The sequence below is a fragment of the Acinetobacter sp. AOR18_HL genome, from assembly GCF_027855145.1.
Classification (GTDB): Bacteria; Pseudomonadota; Gammaproteobacteria; order Pseudomonadales; family Moraxellaceae; genus Acinetobacter; species Acinetobacter pittii.
In genome coordinates this window covers 45,132-63,148 of the sequence record NZ_JAKTIG010000065.1, presented here as the reverse complement: position 1 = coordinate 63,148, position 18,017 = coordinate 45,132, and the positions used below count along the sequence as shown (strand labels likewise).

The following is an 18,017-nucleotide window of genomic DNA, read 5'->3' as shown; positions in this document are numbered from 1 at the left end:
GGAGGCGAGTGAAAATGAATACACAAACTCATGTAAATAGCCATAAACAAACCATGGCAGTGCCAAATTTTGAAGTTTGGAAAAATGCATTTATGAAACTGCTACCGCAGCATGCAATTAAAAACCCTGTGATGGCAATTGTATGGCTTGGAACAGTGGTTACAGCATTTAGTACAGTCTTGGGTTACACCACGCTGTTATTTGGTTTCACGGTTACAGCAATTCTGTTTATTACCATTTTATTTGCTAATTATGCTGAAGCGGTTGCAGAGGCCAGAGGTCGTGGACAGGCATCTTCATTACGTGCAGCAAGAGAAAATTTAACGGCTCGAAGACTCAACTCTTTGACAGACCGTCAAGCGACTCAAGTTGCAGCAACCGAACTTCATTTAAATGATTTTATTGAAGTACATGCAGGTGAGCTTGTTCCAGCTGACGGTGAGATTGTAGAAGGCTTTGCCACTATTAATGAATCGGCTGTTACAGGTGAGTCAGCACCTGTGTTACGTGAAGCTGGAACAGACCGTTCAGGTGTTATTGGCGGAACCAAAGTTCTGACAGATCGTATTGTTGTGCAAGTGACTGCTGAATCTGGTCAAAGTTTCTTAGACCGTATGATTGCTTTGGTCGAAGGCTCAAATCGCCAGAAAACTCCGAATGAGATCGCACTTGGCTTTTTGTTAATGGTAATGACAATCACGTTTTTAATTGTCGTGATTAGCTTGCCATTTATTGCCAAGTATTTGCATATTGAACTTGATCCAGTCGTGCTCGTGGCGTTATTGGTCTGCTTGATTCCTACAACCATTGGTGGCTTGTTACCTGCGATTGGTATTGCGGGGATGAACCGTGCACTCAAAGCCAATGTTTTGGCAAAATCAGGTAAAGCGGTAGAAGTTGCGGGTGACATTGATGTGCTTTTACTCGATAAAACAGGAACCATTACTTATGGTGACCGTCAAGCGACTTCTTTTTATCCTTTAACTTCGGTAACCGAGTCTGAGTTGAGAGCTGCTGCTTGGGTAAGTTCACTTGCTGACCCAACACCAGAAGGGAAATCGATTGTTAAGTTAGCAAAAGAGCAAGGCTTAAAACTGCAAGAACCTGAGCAGGCCGAATTTATCTCTTTTAGTGCTTCGACTCGAATTTCTGGTGTGAATTTACCAAATGGTGACCAAATTCGTAAAGGTGCATTAGATGCAATCTTGAAGTTTGTAGATGAAGATTATTCTCAAGATTTGGAATTAAAAGCGCGTGTTGAACAAGTTGCCAAAAAAGGGGCAACACCATTGGTTGTCGCAAATCAACACCATGTATTGGGCGTAATTGAACTCTCAGATGTAATTAAACACGGCATTAAAGAACGTTTTGCTCGTTTAAGAGAAATGGGCATCAAAACCGTCATGGTCACAGGTGATAACCCATTAACTGCGGCCGCGATTGCTGCTGAAGCTGGTGTAGATGATTATATTGCCGAAGCAAAACCAGAAGACAAATTGGCTTGTATTCGCACCGAACAACAACAAGGTCGTTTAGTTGCAATGGTCGGTGACGGAACCAACGATGCACCAGCATTAGCTCAAGCCGATATTGGCTTAGCCATGAATTCAGGTACACAAGCTGCAAAAGAAGCTGGCAATATGGTCGATTTAGACTCAGACCCAACCAAACTACTTGCTGTGGTCGAGATTGGGAAACAGCAGCTGATTACCCGTGGTGCTCTAACAACATTTTCATTAGCAAACGACGTCTCTAAATACTTTGCCATCTTGCCTGCATTGTTCGCTGCTGCGATTCCACAAATGCAAGTATTGAATGTAATGCATTTAGCAAGCCCAAACAGCGCGATTTTATCTGCATTAATTTTTAACGCGATTATTATCCCGCTATTAATTCCAATCGCACTCCGAGGCGTGAAATTTAAACCTTCAACGGCAACTCAGTTATTACGTCGAAATATGTTGATTTATGGTGTGGGCGGTGTGGTTCTGCCATTCCTTGCCATTAAAGCAATTGATGTAGTGATTGTTCAATTATTTGGTTTGTAATCTGGAGTTTGAAATGAAAACTTATGTACAAAATTCAGAAGCAAATTTGGGTCAGACCTTAAGAGCATCTTTGGGATTATTAATTTTTACCTTAGTTGGCTGTGGCGCTGCTTATAGTGCAATTGCTACAGGTGCGGGACAGGTGTTATTCAACAATCAAGCAAATGGTAGTTTGATTGAAATAGATCATAAAGTTTTAGGGTCAAAATTAGTTGCTCAGCCATTTGTTGGAGAGGCTTATTTTCATCCACGTCCTTCAGCAGTCGCTTATGACCCGATGGCGATGGCAGGTACAAACTTAGCGCGTACTAATCCTGAGCTACAGCAACAAATTGATGCTCAGATTCTTGCGGTAAAAAAACAAGACCACACGGGCAATACACCTATACCAAGTGATTTGGTGACTAAATCTGGTAGTGGTATTGATCCGCATATTAGTCCTGAATCTGCTCAGTTACAGGTTGCTCGAGTGGCTCAAGCTCGTCATGTAGACCCTAAGGTTGTGGAAGAGTTACTCCAAAAGCATATTGAACCGAAGCAGTTTGGTGTACTAGGGCAAGCTCGTGTTAATGTATTACAGCTCAATATTGCTTTAGATCAATTACAATCTACACATTAACTTAAAAATAAAGTTGTTAGTTTACCGGATGATATCAAATGCAAAGCAATCGCGAAAATCAGGCTGAGGCCTTATTAAATCATGTCAACAGATATCAAGCCGGTCGACTAACGGTCTTTCTTGGTGCGGCACCTGGTGTAGGAAAAACTTATGCCATGCTTGCCCGCGCCAAAGAATTATTTCAACAGGGCACAGATGTTGTTGTTGGTATTGTTGAAACCCATGGAAGAATCGAAACTCTAAAAATTTTGGAAGGGTTGCCTCAGATTGCTAGAAAAGAAATGCAATATCAGGGGCATATTTTAGAAGAAATGGACTTGGATGCTATTTTACTTAGGCATCCGCAAATCGTTTTGGTTGATGAATTGGCTCATCGCAACGTCCCAAATAGTCGTCATGAACGACGGTGGCAAGATGTTAATGAGTTGCTAGACGCTGGTATTGATGTATTTACCACTATAAATATTCAACATTTAGAAAGCCTAAATGATGTGGTCTATCAAATTACAGGCATTCGAGTAAATGAAACAGTACCAGATCGGGTATTTGACCGTATTCGAGATATTCGCTTAATTGATTTACCCGTCAGTGAACTCATTGAAAGGCTCCATCAAGGAAAAGTCTATGTACCAGAGCAAGCAAATCTGGCATTACAAGGCTTTTTTAGCATTTCAAATTTAACGGCATTACGTGAACTGGCAATGCAATGCGTTGCTGAGCATGTCGATTCAGATTTAAAAGAGAGTTATGCCTCAAAGGGTTTGAAATCTATATCGTTACAAAATGAATTGATGATTGCGATAGATGGGCAAGGCTCTTCTGAATATTTAGTGCGAGCAGGCTGCCGCTTAGCAGAACGTAATGGGGCTACATGGACTGTAGTAAATGTTGCTAGAAGTTTGGACTTTGGGCAGAGTTCAGTGAGTTCTTATAAAAAAGAATACATCGAGATTGACCGTGCGTTTGAGCTGGCTCGACAACTAGGTGGTCGAACTGAAGTTTTATATGGGCCGCGAGTTGCATCAGTGTTAATGGATGCCGCCGTTGATCGAGGTATTTCCAATCTTGTCATTGGTAAAAGTATTTCACCGTGGTGGTTAAAGTTATTTAAGAAAAATTTAGCTCAGCAATTATTAAATCAAGAAAACTCAATTGCTTTAACCATTTTGCACCCAGAACAGGGTACTAAAAAGATTAATCAGCTCAAAAAGCCTTCATTTTTATCATTAAAAGAAAGTGTTTTTGTTTTAGCTGTGACGTGCGGTAGCATTTTTCTAGCTCACTTCGCCGAAGTTCTATTTGGTATTGAAGACTTCTCTGTCATTTTTATTATTTCTGTTTTAATTGTTGCAACTAAGACCCGAATGTTAGCTGCCGTAGTGGCAGCCTTAATATGTTTCTTAGCCTATAATTTTTTCTTTATTGCCCCGCGTTATACCTTTCAGATTTCAGCACACCAAGGGGTAGTCACCGTTGTGGCTTTTTTTGCAGCAGCTTTAATTGCCGGGCGTTTGGCCTCTCAATTACGCCAGCAAGTTTTATCTTTAAAAGCTGCCAATGCCTACACTACGGTAATGCAAGACTTGGCACGTAAGCTTTCTAGTGCTGTCAACCTTGAAGAAGTCATGCAAACAGGACGTATGACTTTAGAAACACAACTTCAAACTAAAGTGTGGATTTCTATTCGAGATAAGGTAATTTCATCTGATATTGAGCTAAATGATAAAGAAAAAGTAGCCGCAGAATGGTGTTTGAAACACAAGCAGCCATGTGGGCGTTTTACCGATACTCTGAGTCAGTCAAACTGGTGGTTTTTACCTCTTTTAGAACAAAAAAATAGCCTAGGTGTTGTGGGAATTTACTTTAAGGATGAAGTGGTTTCCTTAAATTTTGAGCAAAAAAAATTGACTGAAAGTGTAATTGAGTACATTGCACAGGCAGTACTTCGAACCCAATTGGTGAATGAGCTTGAACAAGCAAAAGTCACCAGTGAAACAGAGCGCTTACGTTCTGCTTTATTATCTTCGGTATCGCATGATTTACGTTCGCCACTTGCTTCTATCATTGGCGCAGCAGACACGCTTGCTAATTTTAAAGCTGATATGTCAGAACAAGACCAACAAGATCTGCTTGAAACAATTCATTTAGAAGGTGAGCGTTTAGACCGTTATATTCAAAACTTGCTTGATATGACCCGTTTGGGCCACGAAGGTCTAACTTTAAAAAGAGATTGGATTGGGGTAGATGAATTAATTGGTTCGGCAACTCGCCGTTTAAAGCGTTATAAACCAGATACACAAGTGGTCGTTCAGTTACCTGAGCAACCGATTAGTTTGTATGTTCACCCAGCATTGGTAGAACAAGCTATTTTTAATGTTTTAGAAAATGCTGCAAACTTTTCACCTCCAGATGAACCAGTCATGATTCGTACTCATCTTTTGTCAGAAGATGAAGTAAAAATAGAAATTGAAGATAAAGGTGCAGGAATCCCTGAAGACGAAAGACACCGCATTTTCGATATGTTTTATACTATGGAGCGTGGAGACCGTGGAAAATTCGGTACAGGTTTAGGGCTAACAATTGTAAAAGCGATTATTGGTGCTCATATGGGTACAATAGAAGCATTTTCAGGGCGCCAAAATAAAGGTACTTTAATTCAAATCAAATTACCCATTCATCCAGTAAAAGAATAAGTTGTAAATTCATGATAAGTTCAGAAACATCACCTGTAGAAACACGTATTGTGATTATTGATGATGAACCTCAAATCCGTAAATTTTTAGACATTGCTTTAAGAACCCAAAAATACAAAACCACGCTCTGCGAAACGGGTTACAAAGGCCTAGAGGCTTTGGCAACCCAAGGGGCTGATTTGGTTATTTTAGACTTAGGCTTACCCGATTTAGATGGAAAAGAAGTGCTTCAGGAATTACGTAGCTGGTCGAATGTTCCCGTTATTGTGTTATCTGTACGTGCTGATGAATATGAAAAAGTTACCTTGCTAGACGCAGGCGCAAATGACTACATGACCAAGCCTTTTAGTGTGCAAGAGCTTTTGGCGCGCATACGTGTCATTTTAAGAAATCAACCGATTCAGCAAGAAGCTCATGTGTATGACGATGGTTATCTCAAGGTTGATGTCATGCAACGTTTAGTTTGGATCGAGCAACAACCAATTACTTTAACTCGAAAAGAGTTTCAACTTTTGACACTATTAATGCGCTATCAAGGGCAGCTTTTAACACAGCCTCAGCTCTTAAAAGAGCTATGGGGACCCACCCATCAGGAAGATACGCACTATTTACGTATTTTAGTGGGCAAGTTACGCAGTAAACTGGGAGATAATGCGATTCAGCCACGTTATATTGCTACTGAACCAGGTGTTGGGTTACGTTTTTTAGCTAAACAGAAAAATCACTAATTAGATATAAAAAAACCTTAGGGTATTTCTCCCTAAGGGTTTGCAAAGTGGTTTATAGTTTTTTTGCTTTTTTTATTTATATATCCCAATGTTGTTCTGCTTCAGTCATTTGACTATAAATGTTTTGATATTCAGCCTGTTTAACCGTGTACCAGTGTTCTACAAAGTCTGCCCCTAAATACCCTTTTAAAATAAGACTTCCTTTAAATATTTTTAAGGCTTCCGGCTGATTGTTGGCTAATAAAATGTGCTCGTCTGGAAACTTTAAAAGATGTGCAGGTTTTGGCAGCGGTAATTTATGAGATAAGCCATAAGATACGCCCGCTAAAATAGTCGCTGTAACCAGATAGGGATTACAGTCAGCTCCAGCAACACGATATTCTAAGCGTTGATTTTGTACATCTGAGCATGGAATTCGGATTGCAACATTTCGGTTGTTAGTATCCCAATTGGCTTCTAATGGCACGTGATGACCAATTTTAAAACGTCTATAAGAATTAATATTAGGCGCTAAAATCGCCATAGATGCAGGCATTAACTCAATTAGGCCACTAATCGCGCTCAATAATTTGGCTGAAAGCTGATCTTTTTCTACTTCTGAACTAAATATATTTTCATGGTATTGATTAAGTATGCTCATATGAAAATGCATACCACTACCAGCTTTTGCCAAGTTCGGTTTCGCCATGAAACAAGCAGTTAAGTCATGTTTTCTTGCGACTTGCTTTACAATTCTTTTTAAAGCATTAATTTGATCGCAGAGTTTTAAAATGTCATGACTGTGTTGAAGATTTAATTCGTATTGTCCAGGGGATGATTCCGCAACAATAGCGGTAATTTCAATAGATTGAAGTAGGGCTGCTTTTTCAACTTCATCTAGGACTTGTTGGTAGTTATTTGGTGCATCTATATCAAAACATTGGTTTTCTGAACATGTCTCAGATTGTTGTTGAGGTGAGAAAAGGTAAAACTCTAGCTCGGCAGCCATGACAGGAAAATAATTATTAGTATGTAACTGATTTAATAATTTTTTTAATATATTACGTGGTTCATAGCGGCAGTCTGTACCATCTTCTTCTTGCATTGATAGGTAAAGCTGAGCATTTAATTCTGGGGATAAAGCACTTGGTTGCAAGCTGCCTAAAATGGGCAGGCAAAGTCTATCTGGTTCACCAATATATTTTCCCAGGCCTGTTTCTTCAATTACTTTTCCATCTAGACTCATGGCATAAACAGAAAGTGGAAAATAACATCCATGAGAGAGATTTTTCAGACTCTTAACATCAATACGTTTGCCACGAATATGCCCGTTTAAGTCATGTAGACAAATATCAATGTGCTGAGTGTGAGGATATAAACTTAAATATTCATCAACTTCTTTTAAAAAAAGATCTGATTGGAAAGTACCAGATTGTGTCGGAGAAATAAAATTATCTGATATTTTAAATGCCTTAAAGTGAGGATCTTTTAAGTTTAAATTTGGGTAAATAAGTGTACTCATTATAAAAAACCTTGGTGGTTATTTAGCTAAAATCCTACCTTAGCCTTTGAAGGAAATCGCGTAAAAAAAGAGTAAAGATGGTTGAACAATATTTTATGAGCAATTTGATTTTTTATATTTATAATCAATATATTGAGTCTCATGTTTATAATCAATTTTTAAAGTAAAATTAGCGTATAAGAGCAGTCAGCGCATTATAAAATTTTACTGATTTCTCTTTTTTAAAATTAAACAAAGCTAAAAATTTAAGCGTCTCATTTGGTGAGAGGGATAAACTGATTTAAACTTAAGACTTATCCAGTGAATCACTTATTTTTGAAGTCTTGAATAGAGCAGGATCTTTTAGGGTGTTTACTGGAATTTTATTTTTTGCGTTTTTTAAATTTTATTTTTGAGTTTTCTTAATATGAAAAATATCGGTTTAGCCATTTTAGCAATCAGCCTTTCAGGTTGTGCTGCAATGAGCGTAGAAGAATGTAAGACTGCGAATTGGTCATTAGTGGGTGAGAAAGATGGTTCAAAGGGGTCTTCGCCACGTTTAGATCAATATTACAAAGCGTGTGGAAAAGCCAATATTGTTCCAGATCAAAAGTCATATGAACGTGGGTATAAAGAGGGCTTAGGGTATTATTGCCAGCCATCAAATATTTTTTATAATGCTTTAGAGGGTAACGGCAATATTAATGTATGCCCAGTTGAGCAGCGTAATCGTTTAAGACCTTATTATCGAGCAGCCTCAGATTACTACAATGCAAAAGCTGAATATGATCGTTATGACGAGAAGTTTAAGCAATATTCTGATAATGCTTACAACGAAAAATTAAAGCCAGAAGAGCGTGAGCGTTATCGTAAGCTTTTAAGAGAATTACAAATTGATCGTGACCGTATTAACAGAAACTATTGGAATTCAATTCGAGATATCGAACGTTTCAAATATGATCACGGCTTAAAATAATATTTAAAACAGGATTGATCCGAATGAGATCAATCCTTTGGTTTTTAAAGATAATAACTCGTTTTTGTCATTAACTTTGAAATAGCAGTCATCGTAATTTTTACTGCATATGGTAATTCAACACCGCCTGCTTCAAGTGCAGTATGACGGTGATGCAATTCATCTTCATTCATTTGCTCTAAAATTTTACGAGAGCGTTCATCTTGAGCAGGTAACTGGTTTAAATGATCTTGCAAATGCAGACTAACCTGACGCTCAGTTTCAGCAACAAAACCTAAGCTATATTTATCACCTGCAATACCAGCAAGGGCACCCATGCCATATGACAACCCGTACCAGATTGGGTTTAACAAACTTGTATGACTGTTTAATTCTTTTAAACGGTCTTCGCACCAAGCTAAATGATCTTGTTCTTCAATCGCTGCTTGTTGCATTTCTTGGCGTACATTTGGCAATTTCGCCGTTAATGCTTGCCCATGGTAAAGTGCTTGAGCACATACTTCACCACTGTGGTTAACACGCATTAAACCTGCGACATGGCGAGCATCTTCTACACCAAGTTTTGTTTCTACTGTTTCAGCTGGATTTTGACGCTGTGCTGCTGTTGCACCCGGAACAAGACTACGCAATGCCTGATCAAATGAGTTAATAAGTTGATCAATTCCAGTATAGTGGCGCATAAATTAGTCCTCTAAAGAAAGGTGGGCTGTGGCAAGCATTGGTTTTAGTCTAGCGAGAAGCCAGATACTAAAGATTGCACTAAGTACAGCTGTAATAATAAATAGTATTTTAATATCAATTTTTAAAACACTTAAGATTAAGATTGAAAAAATTGCAGAAGAAACCATAAAAACGGCATTTAAGATGTTATTCGCTGCAACAACTCGTGCACGATGTGAACGTGGTGAATAAGCCTGCATCATGGCATATAGGGGAACAATATAAAAACCGCCACTAATCCCCAATAAAGTCACAGCAATCATGACATGGTAGTAAACCCAGCCTTGGGTGAAAACGTCTTTTAAGGTAAGTAATGCTCCGGTTCTTTCTGGTACAAAAGCTAAACTGGCAGCAAGGTAGAGCGCAAAAACAGTAAGGCCAATTGCACCAATCGGCACCATTTTAATATTAATTTCTGAACCACCAATTTTACGGCAAAGAAGAGAACCCACACCAATACCGACTGAAAAGAAAGTCAGTAACAGGCTAACGACATTTTCTGATGCATGAAGGTTTTGCTGGGTAAGCTGCGGAATTTGAGTTAAATAAGTCGCGCCATAAAACCAGTACCATGAGTTGCCTAGCAAAATTGTGAATACTAACGGTAAGCTTTTGGCATATTTAATGGTTTGAAAGCTGGTACGGATGAAATTCCAGTCAATCTTTAAGTCAGGTGCAGCAACTTTTTGCGGCAAAATGAAGCGACTAAATAAATAGCCTATGCAAGCAATAGCCACTACGGTGATACTAATCCACAATAAATTACCATCTGATGAGGCAATTACGGCGCCACCTAAGATCATCCCGAACAAGATCGCCATGGATGTGCCGGATTGAAATAGCGCATTACCAGACATTAACTCGTTCGGTTTTAAGATTTCAGGCAAAATTGCGTATTTAATCGGGCCGAAGAACGTCGAATGTGTACCCATCAAAAATAAAGCAAAAAGAAGTAGCCATAAGTTTCCTAACAGGAAACCTGCAGTACCGATGAGCATAATGATGATTTCTAAAATTTTAATACCACGGACGAGTTGAGATCGTTCGTATTTGTCGGCGATTTGTCCAGCTGTGGCTGAAAAAAAGAAATATGGCAGAATAAACAAGAGGGCTGCCAAATTATTAAGAGTACTTACGGGAGCAGATTGTTGCTGAATCCATCCATAAGTAATCACCAATAATAAAGCTTGCTTAAAAACGTTATCATTTAATGCGCCAAAAAACTGGGTAAAAAACATCGGTACAAACCGACGTGAGGTCATCAGGTGCTCATCTTGTTTCATCATGTGCAAACTTCATTGTGTTTTATAAAAAAATGTGACCGAGTGTTAATTTGCATCGAAAACCATGTATGATATTTTTAACGCTTGATTAAATGAAAAATCAATGGTTTTGAGTGAGTTTTACACTCACATTGGTGCGTTTTATTAAAAAATAAGTCTAGAGTTTTCTATGCCTTCTAAAATTAAGTTTAAACAGTCAACTCTCTCACATTCTATGCATTTAATTTTAAAAATGCAGGGCATTCCTAAACTTATTTGTAGCAGCTTGTTGTTAAGCGTTTGCGTAACGCCAAGTTTTGCTCAAACTTCTGTTGAGAATAGTTCATCAACAACTTTAAACCAGACAGTATCTGATGAGTCAACTGAACAATCAGCTCAGGTTAATGAGCAATATACTGCTCCAGTTACAGATATCGCTACACTTGTAACCCAAGCTCAGCAGCAACAAGATAGCTTGGCTATATTGCAACAACAAGAACAATTTCCAAATCAAATTGATGAATTTAAGCCAATTACTCTTGATAACCTTGAAGATTTACCTGATATGCCTGTTGATCAGAACATGGCAAATGAAATTTATAGGGTAGCGGAAGAAGCAAAGAATGAAGCACAGAACTTTCAAAATGGGACTCAGAAACTCCCTGAAGTTACTGTAAGCGATGCAACTCAATCTGAATTAAATCAAATTAATCAGGCGCCTGTAAATATTGATCAGCTTATGCAAGAGATTAAGTCTGACAGTAAGATTGTAGTTGAAGCCAATGAGACTGGAAAAACACTGCCTGAATTGACACCAGAGGCCGAAGAACCACCTGAGCAAGCTGGTTTCTTTAAACGTATTTTAAATAAAGTACGTCCGCCGCGTGCAATTCCGATGGAACAAGTACCGCGTATTAGCGCAGAGGTAGAAGGCGCTTCAGATGTGTTAGCTAAAAATATTAAAGGTAAGCTTTCAACTTTTACTCAAGAATCTTTTGAAGACTTTAATGCTGCTTTACCTCAGCTTAGAACATTAAGTAATCAGGCTGCTCAAGCTGTTGGTTACTATAATGCTGAGTTCCGATTTGAAAAATTAAGTCCGAGTCGTGTGCGTGTCAGGGTGACACCAAATGAACCAGTACGAATTAATGAGCAAAATATTGAGTTTACAGGTCCAGGCGAAAAGCAGCCGCAATTTCAGGTTATTCGTTTAGTTCCCGATCAAGATGTAGGGGATATCTTTAACCACGGTTTATATGAAACTACTAAAACCCGTATTGTTGATGCCGCATCTAATAATGGTTATTTTGATGCTTATTGGCGATTGCATGATGTAAAAGTAAGTCAGCCAGAAAATAAGGCCGATATCAATTTACGCTACGAGACTGGTGAGCGCTATAAATTAGACAAGGTCGAGTTTCGTATGAGTGATCCTTCGAAACCTTTGCCATTAAACCAAAATATCTTAGAAAGTATGGCGCCTTGGAAAGAAGGTGATGACTATGCCTTCTGGCGTGTAAACGTGCTCGCAAATAACCTAACCAACTCACGTTATTTCAATTACACTTTGGTTGATAGCATTAAACCAGACCCAATTGAAAAGCCACTTGAGCTACCACCAGATTTACAAGCTTTGGTGGATGAACAAAATATTGATGTTGATGAGTCTAATTTACTTTCACCAGAACAACGACAACTTGCGAAAGCACGTCAATTAGCGACATCAAATAAAGAAGTTACGCAAAACGTAGTCGATGAAAAACAGTTTGCCGGAACACAAAATGCAAAACAGGCAGAGCCTCAAACTGCGATGTTGCAAAGCGCCGCAGCTCAGCATGATGAACAGGATCATTTACAAGCTCAAGCACGTGAAACAAAAAGAATTCCAGTTATTGTGACTTTAAATGCTGACAAGCTAAATAGTTTGGAAACTGGTATTGGTTATGGAACCGATACGGGTGCACGTTTACGTAGTCAATATCGCCGTTCTATCGTAAATAAATATGGTCATTCATTTGATGCCAACTTGGAAGTTTCTGAAATTCGCCAATCGATTGATGGTCGATATAGTATTCCCTATAAACATCCGTTAAATGACTATTTCAATATTGTGGGCGGTTATGAGCGTGAAACACGGGATGATATTGGTCCAGATGTAAGCCTGTTAACCGAATCTGCTGTTGTGGGTGGGGAGCGCGTAATCAAACGTCCATTAGGAAATTGGCAGCATACTATTGGTGTTCGTTATCGTTTAGATCGTTTGACCCAAAAAGGTAATGTTGATATTTCTGAATTACCAGATGCGTTTAAAACAGCTGCATCTGAGCAAGAAGCATTATTGTTTAGTTATGAAACATCTAAAACCTCAAGTAATACACGGTTAAACCCAACTAAAGCTTTTAAACAAACTTATAAATTAGAATTAGGCAGCGAGAGTTTACTCTCAGATGCCAATATGGCAATTGCGAGTGCAGGCTGGAGATTTATTTATTCTCTAGGTAAAAATGATGATCACCAATTCGTCGGAAGATCTGACCTCAGCTATATCTTTACAGATGACTTTGACAAAGTTCCATACAATCTTAGATTCTTTACGGGTGGTGACCAAACGATTCGTGGATTTGACTATAAAAGTCTTTCTCCAGAAGTAGATGGATATAAAATTGGGGGCCAGGCTTTAGCTGTAGGCTCTTTAGAATATAACTATCAGTTCAAAGATGGATGGCGAGCAGCCGTTTTCTCTGACTTTGGTAATGCTTACGATAAAGACTTTAATAATCCAGCAGCTTATAGTGTTGGGGTCGGAATTCGCTGGAAGTCTCCAATTGGGCCAATCCGTTTAGATGTCGCTTCGGGTATTTCAGATGAGAACCATCCGATTCGTTTACATTTCTTTATAGGCCCACAACTTTAAAAATAAAATTTTATTAGGTTTATTTTATGGCGGAAGTAGAACAGCAGCCCACTTCGGCACCAAGCTCTCCTAAGAAGAAGCATCGCATTTTGCGTAGCTTCTTGCTGACGATATTAATCATATTGTTATTATTGGCTTCTTCGTTAGTCATCATGATGTCAACGGATCGTGGAAGCCGTTTTTTATTAGATCGAGTTTTAGAAGCTCAGAAAATAATTAAATATGAATATGAAGGTGGCAACTTATTGCGTGGCATCATTCTCAAAAATGTGTTGGTGCAATTAAAAGATGTGGATGTTTCTTTAGATCGAGCTGATGTAGGCTTAGGATGGCGCTCTTTATTATTAGAAAAAGAAGTACATTTGAGCCATGCTGATGTACGCAACTTACGTATTATTAATAAAACTCCGCCTTCTGGTAAACCGTTTGAATTTAAACCAATCAAATTACCGTTTGTTCTACGTGTAGATGAAGGTGATGTTGATCATTTAGAGCTTAAATTGTCGAGTTCAGATGTAAGTTTCTATAATGTCCATTTGCAAGATGCGCTCTGGTCGGAGACAAAACTAGAATTTGAAAAATCCAGTATGGATATGGGCTATCTTTCAGTTCACAACGCAACTGGTAAAATGGATTTCAGTGGTAAATATCCATTAGATGCCACAGCAGATTTAAGAATCCCATCTTTAAAAAGTTTAAATATTCAAAATATTAAAGTTGCTGCTCGCGGAAGTTTAGATACTTTAAAAGCTGGGGTTGCAACAACTACTCCTGATTTATTAACAGGTTGGGTAATCTTACATCCTGTTCGTGATGAAGTTCCAATGCAAGGTGAATTATTATTAAAAAACTATCATTTACCTTTGCTACAAGAACAAAAACTCTTTGCAAAAAATGGTGTGATCAAGTTTCAAGGTGATATTAAACAACTTAATTTAGCACTTGATACAGATTTAAAGGGTGAAAATTTACCTGAAGGCCAGTACAACGCTTTAATGAATACTGATTTAGTTCATCAGCTTAATATTACAGATTTCAATGGCCAAGTTATGAAAGGTGCCGTTAATCTTAAAGGTTTGGTAAATTGGAAAGATCATGTTACTTGGGACATTAAAGGTCGTTTAGATCGTATTAATCCTAAAGACAAAGCGATTCCTCAGGTGGTTCAAGACTTTTTACCTCCAAGTTTAGATGCAGCTATTGCTTCAACTGGGTCTTTGGAAAAAGGTACAGAAGTATTTGCTAACGTTGATTTTGACCGTTACGAGTCTTGGAAACTCAAGCTTAATCAGGCACCTGAAAAAAATAATAAACCTCAGCCAATGCTCATGAATGTGGCGTGGGCGAATATAGACCGTGCAATGCCTTATATTGGATGGTTAAGTAGTGACAATGGTCAAGTCGATTTAACATTACGTGATGGTCAACAAGATATTAAGGTTGCTACAAAAGTATATCAGCATGAAAAAACTTTATTGCCAGCAGGACAATATCTAGCCAATCTTAATGTTAAAGATAATATCTTAAATGTCCCTAATTTTAGTTTTGCTGCTGAAAAAGGTAGCTTAACAGGTCAGGCCAAAGTTTTATTACCTACTGAAAAACGTCAGCTCGCTTGGAATGCTTTATTAAATGCAAAAGATTTTAATCCGCAAAGTATTCATGCAGCAGCGCCAGTCAATCTACTAAATGGTTCGATTAAGGCAAATGGTTTTGCTAAACCAAACCAGCAAATTATTCAGTTTGAGAAAATTGACTTAACTGGTCGATTGGCTCAAGCAGGTCAAGAAACTGTAAGTTTAGGCGGGAAAAGTACAGCAGCATTGTTATTTCATGACGTGAAAGCTGGTGGTGGCTTTAAAGGCTTTGCGGTTAATTATGATGGATCTTTAAAAGCCTTAAAGCAGGCAAATGGTTTGTTGAAGTTTTCTATAGCGGGCACGCCAGATTTTATTCGAATTAGCCAGTTACAACACGATGGGGTGGCTGGAAAAATCTATGCTACTGGTTCTGTCAATTTAAAAGACCGTATCGCATGGGATATTAATAGTTCATTAGTGCGCTTTAAACCTCAATATTTTGCCTCAACTGTTAAAGGTGAAATTTCAGGGAATCTGAAAACCCAAGGGGTTTGGTCTGATCACTTGAAGCGAATTAATATTCAGCAATTGAATCTTGCAGGCTTTTTAAATAATAAACCTGTTCGAGGTAAAGGTAATCTATCTCTATTGATGGATTCCAATCAAAATGGCTTTTTACCACAACAGTTTGAAGCAAATAACTTATTTTTAGTGTATGGGCAGAACCAGCTACAGGCTACTGGCAACGCACAAAATCTAAAAATTAAGCTGAATGCACCAGCCCTATACGAGTTATATCCTGGACTGCGTGGTCGAGCTTATGGTGATTTGAATGTTCAATCGCAACCGCGTTTAAAAGCAACAGCAAATATTGCAGTAGATAATTTTGCTTTTAACACATTAGTAAGTGTGAAGAGATTGAGTATTCAGGGTGAACTTCCAACATCGGAAACAACACCAACTCAATTAACCGCAAAATTAGATAATTTGCGTAGTGGAAATAGACAAATTCAATCTGCTGAAGTGAATTTGACAGGAACAAGAAAAGCCCATTTATTGAAAGTGCTTGGCAATAATAGTATTTCCAAGTTCTATGTTCAGCTGGCAGGCGGGTTTAACCAAAATAATGATTGGTTAGGACAAATCCAGAAAGGAAGTTTTGATTCACGACGAATCCGTCTGGCACAAAATCAAAATGCTCCGGTAATTTTTTCTTCGGCGAAATCTGAGCTATATGTGGGTCAACATTGCTGGCAAAGTACCAACAGTCAGCTCTGTTTTGATCAGCCTGTACGGGTGAGTAAAGCGCGAGGTAATATTTCCTTTGTAACTCAAAACATGGATTTAAGCGACTTTGCGGCATTTATGCCAGAAGGTTTGGCAATGACCGGACAATTAAATGGTTACGCTAAGGCATCGTGGGTAAATGGAGGCAATCCAAAACTTGATGCACGTTTAATTACACGTAAAGGTGAAATTGGTTTAGCTGCTGAGGATCCACAAGATCCTGCAACTACTCTGGCTTATGATGAGTTAGGGGTGGTTGCAAAAAGTGTATCAGAGGGTCTGCTATTCCGTGTAGATGTTAAAACACCAGATATTGGTACGGGTTATGCGAACGTTATTATCAACCCATTCCAGTCTTCAATGCCAATGCATGGTGAAGTGGCCTTTAATGATGTCCAATTAAAAGTCTTGAAACCATTTATTCAAGATGTTCGCTCAATGAGTGGGACGTTAGCTTTGGCTGGTAAAGTCAACGGTACATTAACTCAACCTCAGTTTACTGGTGAAATGCGTCTGAAAAATGGTGCAATCAGCATGATTTCTCTGCCAGTAAATTTAACTAATGTTCAGGTGTATTCATCAATTCGTCAGGATATGGCAACAATTGATGGGGCATTTAACAGTGGGCAAGGTGTAGGCTTGCTTAAAGGTAGTTTTGAATGGAAAGATGCGCCGCGCCTTCAATTAAATCTTAAAGGTGATAATTTACTAGTACGCCAAGCGCCATTAATTACTGCAATTGCCAATCCGAATCTGACACTTGATATGTATCCTTTTGATAAGCGTTTAAGCTTAAAAGGATCAGTAGATGTTCCTCGTGCACGTATATCAATGCCAGAAACAACTGCTCCAATCATTAATACGTCATCAGATGTTCGTATCGTACGCCAAGGTCAAGACCCACTTGCAATTTTACGGGCAGCTAAACCTTGGGATATTCGAGCTGACATTGCTGTTAATATTGGAAAACAAGTCATCTTCCAAGGCTTTAATAGTAATATTCCTTTAGTTGGTCGTCTCAACTTAAGCCAACGTGGTTATGAAACTGCGATGAGAGCTAATGGGGCAATTGGTGTCAGCCAAAAAGTGAAAATTGAAGCCTATGGACAAAGTCTAGACTTGAACCGAGCAATTGCCCGTTTTAATGGACCATTGGCTAACCCGACTTTAGATATCGATGCGAACAAAAATGTTCAGGGCAGTATGGTTGGGGTACGTGTTACAGGTACTGCGACATCACCAAACATTCAGGTCTATAACGATGCAGGCTTATCTGAGCAAGAAGCATTAAATGCGCTTGTTACTGGTCGTATTAATGAAGGTTCGAGTGGCTTGAGTAATGCAGAAGGTTTTAAATCTGATGTAAACAACACCATTGCAGCTGCAGGTATTAGTATGGGCTTGGGTGGTACACGTGCTTTAACTAACCAGATTGGACGTACGTTTGGTTTGAGCGGTTTAGCTTTAGATGCACAAGGTACAGGTGATGATACGCAAGTGAGTTTAACGGGTTATATCACACCAGATCTGTTTATTCGCTATGGTGTTGGGGTGTTTACTCCTGTAAATAAACTCACTTTACGTTATCAAATGAATCGACGTTTATACCTAGAAGCAAGTCAGTCTTTAGAAAGAGCGATCGACTTATTCTACAATTGGCGCTTTTAGTTGATTGAAACCAATAATGAATGAATTAAAAGCTCACTATTG

Annotated in this window: 10 protein-coding genes; 7 read left to right on the top strand and 3 right to left on the bottom strand. The window is 38.7% G+C overall.

Translation table 11 applies throughout. The features are described 5' to 3' along the window. Positions 1-8 precede the first annotated feature (8 nt). Genes kdpB through MKL51_RS16830 form a run of 4 tightly spaced genes read left to right on the top strand, consistent with a single transcriptional unit; the run spans position 9 to position 6,088 of the window. Positions 9-2,048: a potassium-transporting ATPase subunit KdpB gene (kdpB, locus tag MKL51_RS16845; RefSeq protein WP_080973588.1), complete on the top strand. Its 2,040-nt coding sequence runs from the start codon at positions 9-11 to the stop codon at positions 2,046-2,048. A gap of 13 nt (positions 2,049-2,061) precedes the next feature. Next, positions 2,062-2,667, top strand: a complete 606-nt coding sequence (gene kdpC, locus MKL51_RS16840; protein ID WP_032005433.1) for a potassium-transporting ATPase subunit KdpC — start codon at positions 2,062-2,064, stop codon at positions 2,665-2,667. A 38-nt stretch (positions 2,668-2,705) separates the two neighbouring features. After that, positions 2,706-5,360 carry a sensor histidine kinase gene (locus MKL51_RS16835; protein WP_032005435.1) on the top strand — a complete coding sequence of 885 codons (2,655 nt, stop codon included), beginning with the start codon at positions 2,706-2,708 and terminating at the stop codon, positions 5,358-5,360. 11 nt (positions 5,361-5,371) lie between these two features. Continuing rightward, positions 5,372-6,088, top strand: coding sequence for a response regulator (locus MKL51_RS16830; protein WP_017480855.1), 717 nt, complete (start codon positions 5,372-5,374; stop codon positions 6,086-6,088). A 76-nt stretch (positions 6,089-6,164) separates the two neighbouring features. Here the strand turns inward: MKL51_RS16830 and MKL51_RS16825 are convergent, their stop codons facing one another. Continuing rightward, on the bottom strand, positions 6,165-7,589 hold the full coding sequence (locus MKL51_RS16825) for a glutamine synthetase family protein (protein ID WP_032005437.1): 1,425 nt from the start codon (positions 7,587-7,589) through the stop codon (positions 6,165-6,167). Positions 7,590-7,995: 406 nt separating this feature from the next. Between MKL51_RS16825 and MKL51_RS16820 the strand changes: the two genes are divergently transcribed. Beyond that, a complete protein-coding gene (locus MKL51_RS16820) occupies positions 7,996-8,544 on the top strand; it encodes a DUF2799 domain-containing protein (RefSeq protein WP_002132149.1) in 549 nt (182 codons plus the stop codon). 44 nt (positions 8,545-8,588) lie between these two features. On the opposite strand, the gene coq7 is transcribed toward MKL51_RS16820, so the two are convergent. After that, positions 8,589-9,224 carry a 2-polyprenyl-3-methyl-6-methoxy-1,4-benzoquinone monooxygenase gene (gene coq7 / locus MKL51_RS16815; RefSeq protein ID WP_002119684.1) on the bottom strand — a complete coding sequence of 212 codons (636 nt, stop codon included), beginning with the start codon at positions 9,222-9,224 and terminating at the stop codon, positions 8,589-8,591. Between the two features lie 3 nt (positions 9,225-9,227). Then, positions 9,228-10,550, bottom strand: a complete 1,323-nt coding sequence (locus tag MKL51_RS16810) for an MFS transporter (protein WP_014207111.1) — start codon at positions 10,548-10,550, stop codon at positions 9,228-9,230. A gap of 166 nt (positions 10,551-10,716) precedes the next feature. Here MKL51_RS16810 and MKL51_RS16805 point away from each other — a divergent pair, with 166 nt between their 5' ends. Further along, positions 10,717-13,440, top strand: coding sequence for an autotransporter assembly complex protein TamA (locus MKL51_RS16805; RefSeq protein ID WP_032005440.1), 2,724 nt, complete (start codon positions 10,717-10,719; stop codon positions 13,438-13,440). A gap of 26 nt (positions 13,441-13,466) precedes the next feature. After that, positions 13,467-17,975 (top strand): translocation/assembly module TamB domain-containing protein, encoded by a 4,509-nt coding sequence (locus MKL51_RS16800; RefSeq protein ID WP_032042257.1) that lies wholly within the window; start codon positions 13,467-13,469, stop codon positions 17,973-17,975. The last annotated feature ends 42 nt before the right edge of the window (positions 17,976-18,017 follow it).

Coding starts and splice junctions, on each gene's coding strand:
- kdpC (WP_032005433.1), top strand. CDS start 2,062: ATGAAAACTTATGTACAAAATTCAGAAGCAAATTTGGGTCAGACCTTA.
- MKL51_RS16830 (WP_017480855.1), top strand. CDS start 5,372: ATGATAAGTTCAGAAACATCACCTGTAGAAACACGTATTGTGATTATT.
- MKL51_RS16820 (WP_002132149.1), top strand. CDS start 7,996: ATGAAAAATATCGGTTTAGCCATTTTAGCAATCAGCCTTTCAGGTTGT.
- MKL51_RS16800 (WP_032042257.1), top strand. CDS start 13,467: ATGGCGGAAGTAGAACAGCAGCCCACTTCGGCACCAAGCTCTCCTAAG.
- MKL51_RS16825 (WP_032005437.1), bottom strand. CDS start 7,589: ATGAGTACACTTATTTACCCAAATTTAAACTTAAAAGATCCTCACTTT.
- MKL51_RS16835 (WP_032005435.1), top strand. CDS start 2,706: ATGCAAAGCAATCGCGAAAATCAGGCTGAGGCCTTATTAAATCATGTC.
- MKL51_RS16810 (WP_014207111.1), bottom strand. CDS start 10,550: ATGATGAAACAAGATGAGCACCTGATGACCTCACGTCGGTTTGTACCG.
- coq7 (WP_002119684.1), bottom strand. CDS start 9,224: ATGCGCCACTATACTGGAATTGATCAACTTATTAACTCATTTGATCAG.
- MKL51_RS16805 (WP_032005440.1), top strand. CDS start 10,717: ATGCCTTCTAAAATTAAGTTTAAACAGTCAACTCTCTCACATTCTATG.